Source organism: Nitrospira sp., assembly GCA_035968315.1.
Classification (GTDB): domain Bacteria; phylum Nitrospirota; class Nitrospiria; order Nitrospirales; family Nitrospiraceae; genus Nitrospira_D.
This window is the reverse complement of the sequence record JAVYIN010000006.1, coordinates 111,570-126,672: the sequence shown is the minus strand read 5'-3', so window position 1 is coordinate 126,672 and position 15,103 is coordinate 111,570. Positions and strand designations below refer to the sequence as shown.

At 60.3% G+C, this 15,103-nt stretch carries 17 protein-coding genes; all 17 read left to right on the top strand.

Annotation, left to right across the window (positions count from 1 at the left end):
* Positions 1-10 precede the first annotated feature (10 nt).
* The 17 genes from RI101_09540 (at position 11) to RI101_09460 (ending at position 15,103) form a co-directional block, all read left to right on the top strand.
* On the top strand, positions 11-445 hold the full coding sequence (locus RI101_09540) for an OsmC family protein (GenBank protein ID MEC4890287.1): 435 nt from the start codon (positions 11-13) through the stop codon (positions 443-445).
* A gap of 187 nt (positions 446-632) precedes the next feature.
* A complete protein-coding gene (locus RI101_09535; protein ID MEC4890286.1) occupies positions 633-1,001 on the top strand; it encodes a cytochrome c in 369 nt (122 codons plus the stop codon).
* 95 nt (positions 1,002-1,096) lie between these two features.
* Positions 1,097-1,315 carry a DUF2892 domain-containing protein gene (locus tag RI101_09530; GenBank protein MEC4890285.1) on the top strand — a complete coding sequence of 73 codons (219 nt, stop codon included), beginning with the start codon at positions 1,097-1,099 and terminating at the stop codon, positions 1,313-1,315.
* Positions 1,316-1,325: 10 nt separating this feature from the next.
* On the top strand, positions 1,326-2,183 hold the full coding sequence (locus RI101_09525; GenBank protein ID MEC4890284.1) for a c-type cytochrome: 858 nt from the start codon (positions 1,326-1,328) through the stop codon (positions 2,181-2,183).
* Positions 2,184-2,243: 60 nt separating this feature from the next.
* On the top strand, positions 2,244-2,810 hold the full coding sequence (locus RI101_09520) for a YeeE/YedE thiosulfate transporter family protein (protein MEC4890283.1): 567 nt from the start codon (positions 2,244-2,246) through the stop codon (positions 2,808-2,810).
* Positions 2,807-3,337, top strand: coding sequence for a DUF6691 family protein (locus RI101_09515; protein ID MEC4890282.1), 531 nt, complete (start codon positions 2,807-2,809; stop codon positions 3,335-3,337). Before RI101_09520 ends, RI101_09515 begins: the two co-directional genes overlap by 4 nt.
* The gene (locus RI101_09510) at positions 3,334-3,771 is read left to right on the top strand and encodes an OsmC family protein (GenBank protein MEC4890281.1); all 438 of its coding nucleotides are present in this window, start codon (positions 3,334-3,336) and stop codon (positions 3,769-3,771) included. Before RI101_09515 ends, RI101_09510 begins: the two co-directional genes overlap by 4 nt.
* Entirely contained in the window at positions 3,768-4,952 is a 1,185-nt protein-coding gene (locus tag RI101_09505; GenBank protein MEC4890280.1) for a sulfite oxidase, read from the top strand. The genes RI101_09510 and RI101_09505 overlap by 4 nt, the downstream gene beginning before the upstream one ends.
* A 17-nt stretch (positions 4,953-4,969) precedes the next feature.
* Positions 4,970-5,599 carry a c-type cytochrome gene (locus tag RI101_09500; protein MEC4890279.1) on the top strand — a complete coding sequence of 210 codons (630 nt, stop codon included), beginning with the start codon at positions 4,970-4,972 and terminating at the stop codon, positions 5,597-5,599.
* Between the two features lie 37 nt (positions 5,600-5,636).
* On the top strand, positions 5,637-6,647 hold the full coding sequence (locus RI101_09495; protein MEC4890278.1) for a c-type cytochrome: 1,011 nt from the start codon (positions 5,637-5,639) through the stop codon (positions 6,645-6,647).
* Between the two features lie 275 nt (positions 6,648-6,922).
* Positions 6,923-7,978 carry a polyphosphate kinase 2 gene (gene ppk2 / locus RI101_09490; protein ID MEC4890277.1) on the top strand — a complete coding sequence of 352 codons (1,056 nt, stop codon included), beginning with the start codon at positions 6,923-6,925 and terminating at the stop codon, positions 7,976-7,978.
* 20 nt (positions 7,979-7,998) lie between these two features.
* Complete coding sequence (locus RI101_09485; GenBank protein MEC4890276.1) at positions 7,999-8,532, top strand: c-type cytochrome; 534 nt, start codon at positions 7,999-8,001, stop codon at positions 8,530-8,532.
* Positions 8,533-8,668: 136 nt separating this feature from the next.
* Positions 8,669-10,063: an ATP-binding protein gene (locus tag RI101_09480; protein ID MEC4890275.1), complete on the top strand. Its 1,395-nt coding sequence runs from the start codon at positions 8,669-8,671 to the stop codon at positions 10,061-10,063.
* Positions 10,060-11,418, top strand: a complete 1,359-nt coding sequence (locus RI101_09475; protein ID MEC4890274.1) for a sigma-54 dependent transcriptional regulator — start codon at positions 10,060-10,062, stop codon at positions 11,416-11,418. The genes RI101_09480 and RI101_09475 overlap by 4 nt, the downstream gene beginning before the upstream one ends.
* Before the next feature lie 385 nt (positions 11,419-11,803).
* Entirely contained in the window at positions 11,804-12,043 is a 240-nt protein-coding gene (locus RI101_09470; GenBank protein MEC4890273.1) for a hypothetical protein, read from the top strand.
* A gap of 57 nt (positions 12,044-12,100) precedes the next feature.
* A complete protein-coding gene (gene hyfB / locus RI101_09465) occupies positions 12,101-14,125 on the top strand; it encodes a hydrogenase 4 subunit B (protein MEC4890272.1) in 2,025 nt (674 codons plus the stop codon).
* Between the two features lie 15 nt (positions 14,126-14,140).
* Positions 14,141-15,103, top strand: coding sequence for an NADH-quinone oxidoreductase subunit H (locus RI101_09460; protein MEC4890271.1), 963 nt, complete (start codon positions 14,141-14,143; stop codon positions 15,101-15,103).

The window sequence follows — 15,103 nt, the reverse complement described above, 5'->3', positions numbered from 1 at the left end:
AGGAGGGACCATGGAATCGAGACCGAAAATGTATCTGTATCATACGGCGGTGAAGTGGACGGAGCAGCGGAAGGGCGTGATCTCCTGCGCGGGGAAGCCCGATGTGCAGGTGGCCACGCCGCCGGAGTTCAAAGGGCATGACGGCATCTGGTCGCCGGAAGATCTATTCGTGGCGTCGGCCAATATCTGTTTGATGACGACATTTCTGGCGGTGGCGGAGCGGGCTGGATTGGCGTTCACGGCCTATGAAAGCTCCGCCGAGGGGCGGCTCGAACTGGTGGATGGCAAGTTTCAGTTTACGGCGCTCACGCTCAAGCCAGTGATAACGCTGCCCGCGGGGGGTGATCCCGTCAAAGCCAAAGAACTTATCGAGAAGGCGGAAGCGAATTGTCTTATTTCGAATTCCATGAAGGCCCAGGTGACCTTGGTGCCCACCATTACGTAATCGTTCTCTGCTGGGGCATCTTGGGACAGACCCCTCAATGGGCCACGGGGCATTTCTCGCCACTCCCCGCAGGCCGGCTGTCCGCCGACGACTAACTCACTGGCAAATTGCAGAATTTTATGCGCCAGCGCATAGCGCACTCCTGGCACATCGCTCGCAGTAGTTTCCCTGAGGAAAGGGGTGACCTATGCGTATCGCCGGCATCGCGCTCAGTATCTTGGTTGGAATGATCTCAGCCGGGTTCGGCGGCGGTGGAGGGTTGAAGGATCTCCCTGCGCCGGCGGCGCAACGTGATGCGGTGACGGGCCGAGAGATCTATACCAATACCTGTATCCGGTGCCACGGAATCGATGGGAAAGGGGCGATGGGTCTTCAGCTCGTGCCCAAGCCGGCTGATCTCACCTCGGACGCGATTCAACGGCGATTGGATGCCAGCTTGTTCAAGCGCATTCATGACGGCAAGCCCAATACCGCGATGGGGGCCTGGAGCACCGCGTTGTCCGATGATGAAATCTGGGACGTCCTGGCGTACGTGCGAACGTTTCGGCAGGATTAATCGGTCGGGGCAAGGATGAATCTCTTTGCCATCTCTTGACTCCAAGGAAGGAGGGACGCATTGCGCTCCGTAGTCTATAACCGGGAGGTTTCATCATGACATGCAATGTCGGAGGAATTGAACGGCCTATCCGAATCGTCGTTGGGATTGTGGCGCTGGGGGTTGGCGCGTTTGCCGGGTTGCCTCCGGTGGGAACGGGGATCGCATTCGTGGTGGGTACGATTGCGCTGGTGACAGGGGCCATCGGTTTTTGCCCCTTGTGGACGGTGCTGGGCATCAATACCTGTCCAACGGGCTGCTGTCCCAAACATTAAGAGGTTGGTCATGCGCCGTATTGCGCTGGGGTGTTTGCTGTTGGCGGCCGCCGGAAGCGTTGCCGCAGGGTGTATTCCTCCACCGAGGGTGGGGCAGGCGGCTGAGTCCAATGATTCTTCGCAGAAACACGAACCGGCGTTCGATGCGTTGTTTGCCCCGCCGTCTCCGGAGACGATCCGGGGCGACCAGCGCGGCGAGCAGATCCGGTTGGGCTTCAAGATTGTCGCCGACACGCAGGAATACGGGCAGCCCTATGTGGGGAACAAGCTGAACTGTACCAATTGCCATCTCGATGCGGGGCTGAATCCGAATGCCGCCTCCTTTGTGGGCCTCAGCCGGCTGTATCCGGAATACCGGGCTCGGGCAGATCGGCAGATGAGTCTGGCCGATCGGATCAATGAGTGTTTTGAGCGCAGTTTGAACGGCAAAGCCTTGCCGCCCGACAGTTCGAAATTGGCGGCGGTGGTCGCTTATATCGATTGGCTGTCACAGAATGTGCCGAAGGGAAGCGCTGTTCCCTGGCGAGGGATTCCCCGCATCACAGCTACTCGGCCGCCGGATGCCGTGAACGGCAAGACGGTCTTTGCCAAGAAATGTGTCTTTTGCCATGGATCTGATGGACAAGGGACGATGGCCGCGCCGCCGCTATGGGGGCCGGGTTCGTATAATATCGCGGCAGGGATGGCGCGTGTGAGTGTGGCGGCGTCGTTTATCAAGGCAAATATGCCGCGCGGTTGGGGATGGACGGTGACCGACGACGAAGCGTTTGATGTGGCGGCATTTATCCTGGGGCAGCCGCGTCCTGATTTCCCGGCCAAAGCGCAGGATTGGCCGAAGGGCGGGAAGCCGGTGGATGTGCCGTATTAGGGCGTGAGACGTAAAACGTAAGACGTAAGAGGATGACGTGGTGAAGTGAAAGCGCGAACGATGACCAACTTCCCAAATCCCCAGAGGGCTGATTCACCGGATCATACGACTGCTCCGGCCATTCCCTGGTGGACCGGTGGGCTGGGGATCGGTCTCGTGCTGATCGTGGCCGTCGCGCTGGTGCAGCCGATCGGAGTCTCGACGCAGTATGTGGTCTTGGACGGGGTGCTGCTGCATCAGGTGCTGCCGGACGTCGCCGACCAGAGCGCCTACCTGTCGGAGGCGGCAGGTGGCTGGACGCTGGCGACCTATGAGTTCTTTTTTGTGCTGGGCATTCCGATCGGGGCCTTTCTAGCTGCATGGGCCACCAAGCGATTCAGTACTAGGCTGGTGCCCGGTGAGTGGGCTCATCGGTTTGGACCGATTCCCGGGCGGCGTCTGGTCTGGTCGTGCATCGGGGGATTTTTGCTCCTGTTCGGTGCGCGATTCGGCGGAGGCTGTACGTCCGGCCACATGATCAGCGGCGTATCTCAGCTTGCGGTCAGTTCGCTGGTCTTTTCGGCGGTGCTCTTTGTCAGCGCGATCCTGACGGCGCGATGGCTATATGGCGATTGGGGGAAGCAATGAAGCTGCTGTTGGGATTGGTGTTGGGGGCCGCCTTCGGAGCCGTGCTGCAATTGTCGGGAGCCTCTAGCCATACGAAAATTACCAATGCGTTGCGGCTCAAGGATATGACCATCATGAAAGTCATTCTGACGGCGATCGGGGTAGGGTTGATCGGGGTGCATCTTCTGGATGCGCTGGGACTGGCCCACATGAAAGTGAAAGATTTGTATCTCCCGGGAATGGTGGTGGCCGGTGCGATCTTCGGTGTCGGTTTTGCCGTGACAGGGTATTGTCCCGGCACCGCGCTGGCCGCGGCGGCGGAAGGCAAACCGGATGCCTGGGCGACGGTCTTTGGCGGGTTGCTCGGCGCGCTGGTGTTTGCTTTCATGTTTCCGGATTTGGAAACGGTGTTGATGGCCCTCGGCCAGTATGGGCCGGTGACCATTCACGAATCATTCGGGATGCCGGGCGTTATGCTGGCGGTTCCGCTGGGTGCGCTTTGTCTTTGGCTGGCGGTCAGGCTTCCTGATCCGGGAGGTGCGCGATGACGCTCACGGTGGCCTATCATGGCGGGACGCGATATGACGTCACGAGCGGACGGCATCGGATTATCACCGATCAGCCGGTTGAAGATGGCGGGCACGATGCGGGGATGAGCCCTGTTGAACTGTTTGTCGGATCGGTGGCCAGTTGTGTCGGGTATTTCGTCGGCCAATTCTGCGCACGGCACAACATCTCCCGGGACGGCTTGACGGTCGATGCCGAGTGGACGATGGCCGAAGGCCCGCATCGCGTCGGTGCGATCGCCTTGGCCATTCATCTGCCGCATCGCATTACGCCGGAACAAAAGGAGCGGCTGTTAAAGGTGGCGCATGGCTGCACCGTCCATCAATCGGTTGCCGTGGCGCCGAACGTGTCGATCAAGTTGAACCCGCACGGTCATGCGCTCCCCCAGCCGCCGGAAGGGAAGGCCGGGCTATGAGTCTCTCTCGGCGGGCCTGGCTGGGGAAGGTCCTGCAAGGCCTTGGCCTGAGTGCGATGGTGAGCCATCGTCCTGTTGCGGCACGAGCCGCCGGAAACGATCCGTCATCCAACGAGTCCGGCCCCTTGATCGCACGGGTCACCAGGCCCTATGACGCCGAAACGCCGGTGCGCGAATTCACCTCGTTCCTCACTCCCACTCATCGTTTTTTTGTGCGGAGTCATTTTGGGCCGCCTGCGCCGGAGCTGATTGCCGAGGCCAACTGGAGACTCCGTGTCGGGGGGCTCATCGAGCAGCCGTTGGTGCTTACGCTCAAGGAACTCACGCAGTTCGAACGGGTGACGATCACGGCGGTCGTGCAATGCAGCGGCAATGGGCGGGCCTTTCATCGTCCGAAAGTCCCCGGTGTGCAATGGGAGCGGGGCGCGGTCGGCAATGCGCAATGGACCGGCGTGCGGCTGCGGGATGTGCTGGCCAAAGCCGGCCTCCGCCATCAGGCCAAGCATGTCCAATTGCAAGGCGCCGACCGGCCGGTGGTGGCAGCGGTGCCGCTGTTTATCCGCAGTATTCCGTTGGAGAAAGCCCTGCATCCGGACACGCTTCTCGCCTATGAGATGAACGGGCGCCCCTTGCCGCTGTTGCACGGCGCCCCGCTGCGGGTCATTACGCCGGGCTGGATGGCGGATTCCTGCATCAAATGGCTGACCGACATCACGGTGCAGGCGGATGAAGCGAAGGGCTACTACATGCAGACGGCCTATCGTGTGCCGGTCACGGCCATTCAGCCGAACTCCGGTCTGCCCGGCACGTCGATGGTTCCCGTGGAAGCGATGGTGGTGAAATCGCTCATTGCCTCACCGCCAGAAGGGACGCAAGTCGGGCAGGGGCCGGTGACGGTGCAGGGGGTGGCCTGGAGCGGAGAGACGCCCGTCGCGGCCGTGGAGCTGTCGTTTGACGAAGGCCAGACGTGGGAGCAGGCGAGGCTGGTCGGTGAGGACGAGCCCTATGCCTGGAGGCAATGGCAGTTTCTGTGGAAACCCAAGGGGCCTGGTTCGGTGACGATTCTCTCTCGCGCAACGGATGCGGGCGGAGAGGTGCAGCCCCACACCAGCCCCTGGAATCCCAGCGGGTTTTTATGGAACGGGTGGGATCGCGTGACGGTGACGGTCTCAGGCGCATGAAACGTGAGGCGTGAAACGTGAAACGAAACGATGCCGTTCGTGTTCGATCCGTGGGGCTCGCGCTGCTCCTCGGGTGCATCGGGCTGGCGGTGGTCACGTCGGCGCAAGAAGACGAGCTGGCATCGGTGAGCGCCGCGTTGGCGCCACGGGCCGAGGGATTGATTATCGCGCGCTGTTCCGTGTGCCATAGCCCGGATCTCGTGTCTCAACAGCGGTTGCCCAGAGAGCGCTGGCTGGCGACGGTCGACAAAATGAAACATTGGGGCGCGGAGATGTCCGAGGATGAAGCCGCGCTCCTCGTGCGGTATCTGTCGGCGCGGTATCATCCGGGCGCGCCGGATCATCTGGCCCCGCTCGATCAGGAATTGAGGAAGGCGGAGCCGCTCACGCAGGAACCGGTGGCGGAAGGGCCGCTCGTCGGCCTGGCTGACAGAGGCGCCGGTATTTTCGAGCACAACTGCCAGGCGTGCCATGGAGCCGGTGCAACCGGCGGGATGGGGCCGAAGCTGGCGAAGAATCCTATTCTCAAACATGACGATCTATTTTGGGAAACGGTGCTCCACGGGCGCGGGCCCATGCCCGCCTGGGGTTCCGTGCTGAGTCATCAGGATATTGCGGATGTGCAGGCCTGGTTGTTATCGAAGTAACGGTGAGCCGTGCTCACCACAGCCGAAAGGAGCGGTTATGAGTTTGAGGAAAGGGATGCTGGCCGGCGGGGCGCTGTTGACGCTGGTGGGGTTGATGTCCGCTCCGCGTCTGTTGTTCGGAGCCGATCAGCCCCGGGCGAAGGAGCTGATCCAGCAGGCCTGTGTCCAATGCCATCGATTGGAAGGGCAAGCCGACTCGCGATTCAACCTGCGCGCACCCGATCTCATTTGGGCCGGCAGCAAGTACCAGCGTCCCTGGCTGATCCGATGGCTGACCGGGAAGGAGGCGCCGCTCTATGCGAAAGGGTATCGCTGGGATCTCAGCGAAGGTCCGGTGAAACATCCCGTGGTCACCGAAGCGGAGGCCGGCGCCATCGCCGACTACTTCGAGAAGAACAACAAGGATCCCCGGGTGAAAGTCGGCGCGTATGATGTGACGAAGGTGACCAAGTTCGAAGCGGCCTTCGGCGGCATGGCCTATAAGGCGCATGCCTGCCTTGGCTGTCACACGATTGAGGAAAACGGGACACTCATCGGCGGGCAACAGAGCGCGGCATTGGAGAAAGCCGGCCAACGGTACAACATGGACTGGCTGTTCCGGTTTGGGTTGAATCCGCAAGATTTCGTGCCGCACAGCGGCGAGTTCTTGGCCGATGCGACCGAGCCTCAATTGCGCGCGGTTCTTGGATTTCTCGCTGTTCAGGGTGTGCCGGACTTCACGTACTATGAACCCTGGACGGCACCCGAGTTTGGGAAAGCCAGCGTGGGGCGAGGGAAAGTGATCTATAAAGAGTATTGTATGCAATGCCATGGGGCGACCGGCAAGGGCGACGGTCCGGCTGCGGCCACCCTGGAGCCCAAGCCAGCCATTCATGCCAATATCAACTTCAGCGAAGTCCCGACCGAGTATCTCTACAATATGATCAACCATGGCGGGGCGGCGATGGGCAAGTCTGCCAACATGCCCTATTGGGGGTTGACCATCGGGCAGCAGGGCGTGGCCGATGTCATGGCCTATGTGAAAGCGACGTTCAAGGGACCGAAGTAGAAGAGCGGAGTCTATAGCTGATGGCGTATGGCTCGGAGGCAGCCGGAAGGATATCCGTCTTGCTCCTATGCTACCGGCTATCAGCCATACGCTCTTTTCTTCTGATGGATGTTGGAGGAGCAATCGATGGCCACATTTACCATTTTCGGCAGTCGGGGTGCCGACGACCTGACGAGGGCATGGGCATGCCGGATTCCAGCAAAGAAGTGGATCAACGCGGCAGGAACGTGGCATTCTGATGGTCTGTTGTTTCTGTGAAAGGAAACGGTAGCGCTATGGCATCTGACGAAGAATCGACCGGCAAGACCAAAGACCGACAAGAATCTCACGCGGAGGCTGAGGCGCTTGCCGGACGTGACGGCAAGCTTCTGGCCGATGAGTTGGAAACGATTCCGACTGTCGTGCCGCGGGAAGGGGACGGCTACCGGCAGCGGAAGGCTGGAAAGAGCGCCATGGCCGCCGTGCGGAGCGGAGAGGCGGCGCTTGCCCTGACGGAAGACGATCTTCGCCGCATTAATACGCGGAAAGGGCTGCTGCAATTATTGAAGAGCAAGGAGGTCGATCTTGAAGAGATCCGAAAGACCTTGCTGTATGAGCAGGAGCTGCGGGCGCTGCAAGTGGAGCTGGTGCGGCTGCAACGATGGGTTCAGAACGAAGGGCAGCGGATTGCGATCCTCGTCGAGGGACGCGATGCCGCCGGGAAGGGCGGCACGATTCGCCGCTTTACGGAACATCTGAACCCTCGCGCAATGCGCGTCGTGGCACTGCCGAAACCGACGGATGAAGAGAAAGGCCAGTGGTATTTCCAGCGCTATATCCGCCAGCTTCCCAATAAGGGGGAAATCGTCTTCTTCGACCGCAGTTGGTACAACCGCGCGGTGGTCGAGCCGGTGATGGGATTTTGCAGCAAGAAGGAACATCAGCGGTTTCTGCAGCAGGTTACGGAATTCGAGCATATGCTCTACGAAGACGGCGTGACGATCATCAAGTTCTGGTTTTCCATATCCAAAGAGGAGCAGGCCAAGCGTTTTGAGGCACGACGCCAGAATCCGCTCAAACAATGGAAGCTGAGTCCCGTCGATGAGAAGGCGCAAGAGCTCTGGGACTCGTACACCCGCTACAAAGAAGAAATGTTCAGCAAGACCCATACGACGTTCAGCCCCTGGATTATCGTCAAAGCGAACGATAAGCAGGCGGCCCGTCTGGAAAGCCTGCGCCATGTGCTGAATCTCCTGCCGTATAAAGGGAAGGACACGGCCCAGGTCCGGCTGACACCGGATCCGAATGTGATCACGCGGTTCCATCGCAAGATGGTCGAACTCGATTTCTAGCGGATGGAACGAGGAGAATCATGCGCCCCTCTCGTATGCTGACCGCTCTTGCCGCAGCCGGTGTGTTGACTGCATCGGCCTTATGGGCGGATGAGCGCCATGTCATGCAGCCGCGCGTGCCGGCCGGCACGCTGGCTGAAGCGCGCGCGCTGGCCAGCCCCTTGCCGGACTCACCGGAGACCGTCGAGAAGGGCAAGGCCCTCTACAATGGCAAGGGGACCTGCTTCAATTGCCATGGGAGGGACGGGTCGGGCAATGGCATGGCGGCGGCGGGCCTCGATCCCTCGCCGAGAAATTTCCAGCATCACGGTTTCTGGCGCCACCGCACCGAGGGGGAAATCTTCTGGGTGATCAAATATGGCTCACCCGGGACGTCCATGATCGGGTTTGGAGACCAGCTCACCGACGACGAAATCTGGACGATTATCCAATATGAGCGGAGCTTTGCCGGAGACCATGTCCCCGGCATGATGGGCCATGGAAGAGGCGGGGGACCCATGATGGGACCAGGCGGCGGAATGGGCGGCTGCGAAGGCGAAGGTTGTGGCCGATAGCGGAATGCGGAAGCACGAGGAGTCTCATATGGAGTGCCGGGTTGTGCCGCCATGGTTCCTACCGCCGGAAGAGTGACAGGCTATACCGAGTGTCTTTCCCGTGATAGCATGAAAGCAAAGGTTCCCGACTATCACGATGTTTAGGCCTATCCCCACATCCGCCTGGTTTCGGCACATTCCGTACCGTCTCATTACCTCTGTCCTCCTCCTTTTGGGCCTGGTTGTCTCGGTCATCCTCTTGTTTAACTTGGAGCATGACAAACTCTTGCTTCAAGGGCTTACGCAAGGACACGCGGTACCCACGGAGTGGTTCCCGGCCCTCTGGCAATCGAGGCATGACCTGATCGCAGTCACACTGCTTGTGTTCTTGGTTAGCGCGATCGGGATTGCCGCGGTCATCACCGTTCTCCATTACGACAGCACCAGACGGACTCTCGAGGAAGTGAAGGGGCTTGCAAGAACCATCCTTGACAGCATTCCGACCGGGGTGCTGACGATTAACCGCAGCGGCCAGATTACCGCCGTCAATCCTGCGGCCGTGGCAACGCTGAAACGATCGACGGAAGAATTGCTCGGCCAGTTCTATGGACGGATGTTTGCCGAGGGAGACTTAATTCGTAGGGCACTCGATGAGGCGCTCCATAATAACCGCCATGTGGACCATCAGGATATACCGTATCGCACCGGCGACCAGGCGCACACCATCCGCCTCACCACCGCGGATTTGACGGGAGGCGATGGGCGTCCGGTCGGCGTCATTGTGCTGCTCAAGGATGTCACGGAACTGCTGGATCTGGAGCGGCGCGTGCGGGTCGCAGACAAACTCACGGGACTGCATACTCTGTCAGCGGGTGTTGCGCATGAGCTGCGCAATCCCTTGAGTGCCATCGACTTGAACCTTCATCTGCTAGAACAGGAGCTGCAGGGTGGCTCACGTTCCGCAGCGGTAGTGGATAAATACCTGCACGTCTTGAACGCGGAAACCCGCCGGCTCGGAGCCATCCTCGACAACTTTATGAAATTCGCGCGACCCGGCACGCTCCGTCTGCATGCGGTCGACACCGGGCAATTACTCTCCCACATCATGTCTCTGTTGCGGTATGAAGCGCAGGATCACCATATCCAGCTTAAGTCCAACACGTCCGATCCCTTGCCCGCGATCATGGGAGATGAGACCGAAATCAGCCAAGTGCTGGTGAATGTCATCGTGAATGCGTTCCAGGCGATGCCGGAAGGAGGCCTCTGCCAGGTGGCCGCAAGGGGATGCAAGGCGGACGAAAAGGAATGGGTGGAGCTGACGGTCCAAGATAGCGGAGTGGGTATCAAGCAAGACGAGCTGCCCCGGCTGTTCGAGCCGTTTTACACCACCAAGGCTGCGGGTAGCGGACTCGGTCTGGCCATCGCCTATCGCATTGTCGAGGATCATGGAGGAACGATCCAGGTGTCCAGCACCACCGGCAGAGGCACCACGGTTGTGATCAGGCTCCCCGCCGTCACGGCCACACCGTGCGCGTTGGTGCGTGACCGATGACCGGACACGCGCACATCCTCATTGTGGAAGATGAGGTGAATATCCGGTCGGCGCTCGTTACCATGCTGGAAAAGCTTGGGCACAAGGTGCAAGGGGCGGGAACCGCGGAAGAGGCGCTCGCGCTGCTCGAACACACGAAGGCGGATGTGGTGATCACCGATTTACGGATGCCCGGCCTGGGCGGCATGGAGTTCCTTCGGCGCATGAAAGAGAAATGGCCAGAGACGGAAGCCATCGTGATGACCGCCTTTGGGTCCATCGATACGGCCATCGAAGCGATGCGGCTGGGGGCGTACGACTATCTCACCAAGCCGATCGATCGGGACCGGTTTCACATCGTGGTCGAAAAAGCCCTGGAGCGCCGTGCGCTGGCGCAGGAGAACAAACAGCTCAGGGAGCGGCTTGAGGCACGGACCAGATTCGACGAGCTGGTGGGCGAGAGCGAGCCTATGCAGCGGGTGTACAGCCTGGTGGACATGGTCGCCGACAGCGCAGTCACCGTCTTGCTGACGGGAGAAAGCGGCACCGGGAAAGAGCTTGTGGCCCGGGCTATTCACCATCGAAGTGCCAGGGCCGCCGGGCCGTTTGTGACGATGAATTGCGGCGCATTGCCGGAGAACCTCTTCGAGAGCGAGCTGTTCGGATATGAAAAGGGCGCGTTTACCGGCGCGGTGACGACCAAGGCCGGGCGGTTCGAGCTGGCTCATGGCGGCACGCTGCTGCTGGACGAGGTCGGGGAATTGTCGTTGAAGTCCCAGGTCGATTTTTTGCGCGTTCTGGAGACCAAAGAATTCCGGCGCCTGGGCGGCACGAAGGTGATTACGGTCGATGCCAGGATTATCGCGGCGACCAACCGCAACCTTGAGGAAGCGGTCAAGCAGGGCCTGTTTCGGGAAGATCTTTATTACCGGCTTAACGTCGTGCCGATCCGGCTTCCGCCGCTGCGTGAGCGGGGCGACGATATTCCGCTCCTGGCCGACCGTTTTCTGAGGGAGTGTGCCGCGCAGCATCATCGCGCACCCAAAGAGATCTCCCGCGAGGCGATGCGGCTGCTCCGGCTCTATGCCTGGCCCGGCAATATCCGCCAATTGCGGAATTTGATGGAGCGGCTCGTGATTACGGTGAAAGATCCGGCCATTCAGCCGGAGCATCTCCCTGAAGAAATTCGGGCGAGCAAGGAGGACGCCCGTACGATGGTCGTGGCATTGGGGTCTTCCTTGAAGGAGATCGAGCGGGAAACAATCCGGCGCACGCTGGCGGAAGTGACCAACCATCGAGAAAAAGCGGCCAATCTCCTCGGGATCAGTCTTCGCGCGCTGCAATATAAGATCAAAGAATACGGTATTCGCGAGTAACCTCCAGAAAAATGCGCCTCCCCGTCGTTCTCTCGCAACCCGCAAGCGTTGCACACCTGGCTGATCGAAAAACCGTGAATTCCGCGTACCCGTTGCGTTTCTGCAAGAATTGCACGGCGATCTTTTTCGTCCGGTGGGTGAATCTGCAAATCTTGCAGACTATCGGGAATGGTGTGTCTCCTACCCTCTCGGTAAGGATCCTCCGATCCATATAAATCCGCAGATTCATTCCCCCAGACATGAAAACCGCCTGGAACGTATTTGTGGCATCGTGCATGCACAGCATGACGGTATCAGCTGTTTCTTAATGCATGGCTCTGTTGAGATGCGGCACGCATGAGTGCGCGTGTGGTGGTTCGTGCCGGAGATCTAGTGAGGGTGTTTTATGTCCGATTCCTTTTGGATTCATCGCCTGACGCAATTGCAGCAACTATTGGCCGACTGCCCGACCGACCTGATGTCCCGAAGTGAGCTGGCCAGGCTGCTGGAGGAACTTGGCCAGTATGAGGAGGCGTGTTCCCACTGGACTGCCGTGCTGGCTGCCGATGCAAATAATCTGAAAGCGAGAGAGGGCATGAGCCGCTGCAGGACCAGGACCGGCCGATCGTTGCAGTCAGGAATCTAATGGGGAGGGGTGCGCGCGTGGCTGTCGAAGACAGGGGCTGGCCGATCGGATGACGCGATGCTGACCGTATTGTGGGTGCTGCTGGCCTGTTATGCGGCTGGTATTGGGCTGCCGCTCTGCCTGCGGCGCCCGCAGGCCCAGAGCCTCGCGGCAGGCGTGTGCGGCATCCTGGCAACCGGCTCAGGTGTCGCTCTCGGCCTGCTTGGCCTCACGGCCTCCGTCCCGATGCGGCTCTCGATCAATTCGGCGATTCCTCTGCTGACGTTCGCCTTCCGGCTCGATGCCCTCGCGGCGTTCTTTGTGTTCACCGTTTCTCTCGCCGGGTTGGCCGCGTCCATCTATGCCATCGGGTATCTGCGGTCTTTTCAGGGCCGGGTGTCAGTGGCCGCACTGGGATCGCTCTTCAATGCGTTCCTCGGCTCCATGACGCTGGTGGTGCTCGCGGACAACGGGTTCTTGTTTCTCCTTCTCTGGGAACTGATGTCCCTGGCGTCCTATTTCCTTGTCGCCACGGATCATGCGGATCCGGACGTGCGGCATGCGAGTTTCTTTTATCTGATCATGACCCATGTCGGCACGGCGTTCATCACGGTGGCGTTTCTTGTGTGCTTCCAGCAGGGGGCGACGTTCTCGTTCGAGGGGTTCCGTCATCCTGAGCAGCCGTTATCCGGCAGCCTGCGGACGGCCGCCTTTCTGGCCGCTCTGATTGGCTTCGGTGCCAAGGCGGGTGTCGTGCCGCTGCACGTGTGGCTGCCGTATGCCCATCCAGCCGCCCCGTCGCATGTCTCCGCCCTCATGTCGGGCGTCATGATCAAGACGGCGATCTATGGCTTGCTGCGCGTCACGTTCGACTTTCTCGGCGGAGAGTTTCCCTGGTGGTGGGGATTCACCGTGCTGGGGCTTGGCGCCGTCTCCGCATGGCTCGGCGTCATGTATGCCTTGATGGAGCATGATCTCAAGCGACTCCTGGCCTATCACAGCGTCGAGAATATCGGGATCATACTGCTTGGCATCGGCGCGGGGATGATCTTTCAAAGTTATGGGCTCCGCGAGCTGGCTGCGCTCGGGCTGGTGGCGGGTCTCTATCACACGATCAACCATGCCATGTTCAAGTCCTTGCTGTTTCTGGGCGCGGGGTCGCTGCTCTATGCGACCCACACTCGGAACATGGAGGAATATGGCGGTCTGCTGCGCCGGATGCCTTGGACCGGGCTCTTCTTTCTCATTGGCGCCGTCTCCATTGCCGCACTCCCGCCCACGAATGGATTTGTCAGCGAATGGCTGATCTTTCAAAGCCTCTTCATGAGCGTTCAGCTCCCCTCGGTGCTGATGAAATTCATGCTCCCGCTGGCCGCTGCGATGCTGGCGCTCACCGGAGTGCTGGCCTTGGCTTGCTTTGCCAAGGCGTTCGGCATCTCGTTCCTGGCCCTGCCCCGCAGTGTCCACGCGCGTCATGCCGAAGAAGTCCCTTGGCCGATGCGAATCGGAATGGGGCTGCTCGCGGCCGTCTGTATCCTGCTGGGACTCGCCCCCATGGTTGTGGTGCCGATGCTGGACCGGATCACCGCGCCGATGGCCGGCGTGTCCATCGCGGAGAGGATGCTGGGGCTTGAGGGGTGGATGCTGACGCCGGTCGATGCGGAGTATGCGAGCCTGTCTTCCCCGGGGCTCGCCCTCATCCTTGTCGCGGCGGGGGCGCTCGGCCTTGCCCTCGTGGCTCTGTTCGGCGGCTTTCCGAAGAAGCGGTACAGCAGAACCTGGGGCTGCGGTCTTCCGTTGACCGCCCGGATGGAATATACGGCGACAGGATTCGTGCAGCCGATCAAGCGGGTGTTCAGCACGGTGTATCAGCCGACCGTGGAGCTTGAAACGGAATTCCTGGAAGAGTCGAAGTATTTTGCCAGGCGGCGGCGTTTCGCCATTCACATCGAGCCGGTGTTTGAGCGGTATCTCTATGCGCCCGTGGTCGCGTGTGTCTCCAGGCTGGCGGACCGGCTGCGAATCATTCAAGCGGGGAGCCTCCATCTCTACCTGGCCTACATATTTGTGACGCTGGTCGTGCTCTTGCTCTTGGCGATGTAACGGAGGTGAAATTCGGTGCCGCTCACACTTCTTCAAGCCATCGTCGTCACCGCGGCTCAGATTCTGGTCATGCTGGCTGCCGCGCCCGGCATCGTCGGCCTCATCCGAAAAGTGAAGGCACGGTTTCAGTGCCGCTGCGGGGCGAGCCTCTTCCAGCCCTACGCCGATCTCGCGAAACTGTTTCGCAAGCAGCCGGTTGTCTCCAGCACCGCGTCATGGATTTTTACGGCCACTCCGTACATCGTGTTTGCCTCGACAGTGGCAGCCGGACTGCTTGTCCCGGTCTTTGCCTCGCAGGTGCCGCTCAATTTCGCGGGCAATATCATCGCACTGGTCTATCTGCTGGCGCTGGGCACGTTCTTCCTCATCCTGGCAGGACTCGATGCCGGCTCCGCGTTCGGCGGGATGGGGGGCAGCCGTGAGTCGATCATTGCCTCGCTGACCGAACCGGCGATGATCATGGCCATTTTCGCGATCGCGCTGACCACCGGTTCCACGAATCTCAGCACGATCGTTCACAAGACTGCGCTGATGGAAGGGATTGTGACCGATCCGCCCCCGCATTTGATGGCGCTGGCCGCGCTCTTTATCGTGACCCTCGCCGAAACGAGCCGTGTCCCGGTGGACAATCCGGCGACTCATCTCGAACTCACGATGATTCATGAGGCCATGGTGCTGGAATATTCCGGCCGGTACCTGGCCCTTATCGAATGGGCCTCCGGTATCAAGCTCCTGGTGTTTTTGACGCTCATTGCCAACGTGTTTGCGCCCTGGGGCATCGCGACGGCGCTGACTCCCGCGGCCCTCGCAGTGGGATTGGCCGTCTATCTCATGAAAGTGGCCGGCCTGGCCGTCGTGATCGGCACGATGGAGTGCATGTTCGCCAAAATGCGTCTCTTCCGTGTCACCGACCTGCTCGGCGCCGCCTTCATCCTGGCGCTGCTCGGTTTGTTGTTCTTTTACATTTTGCGAGGCTGA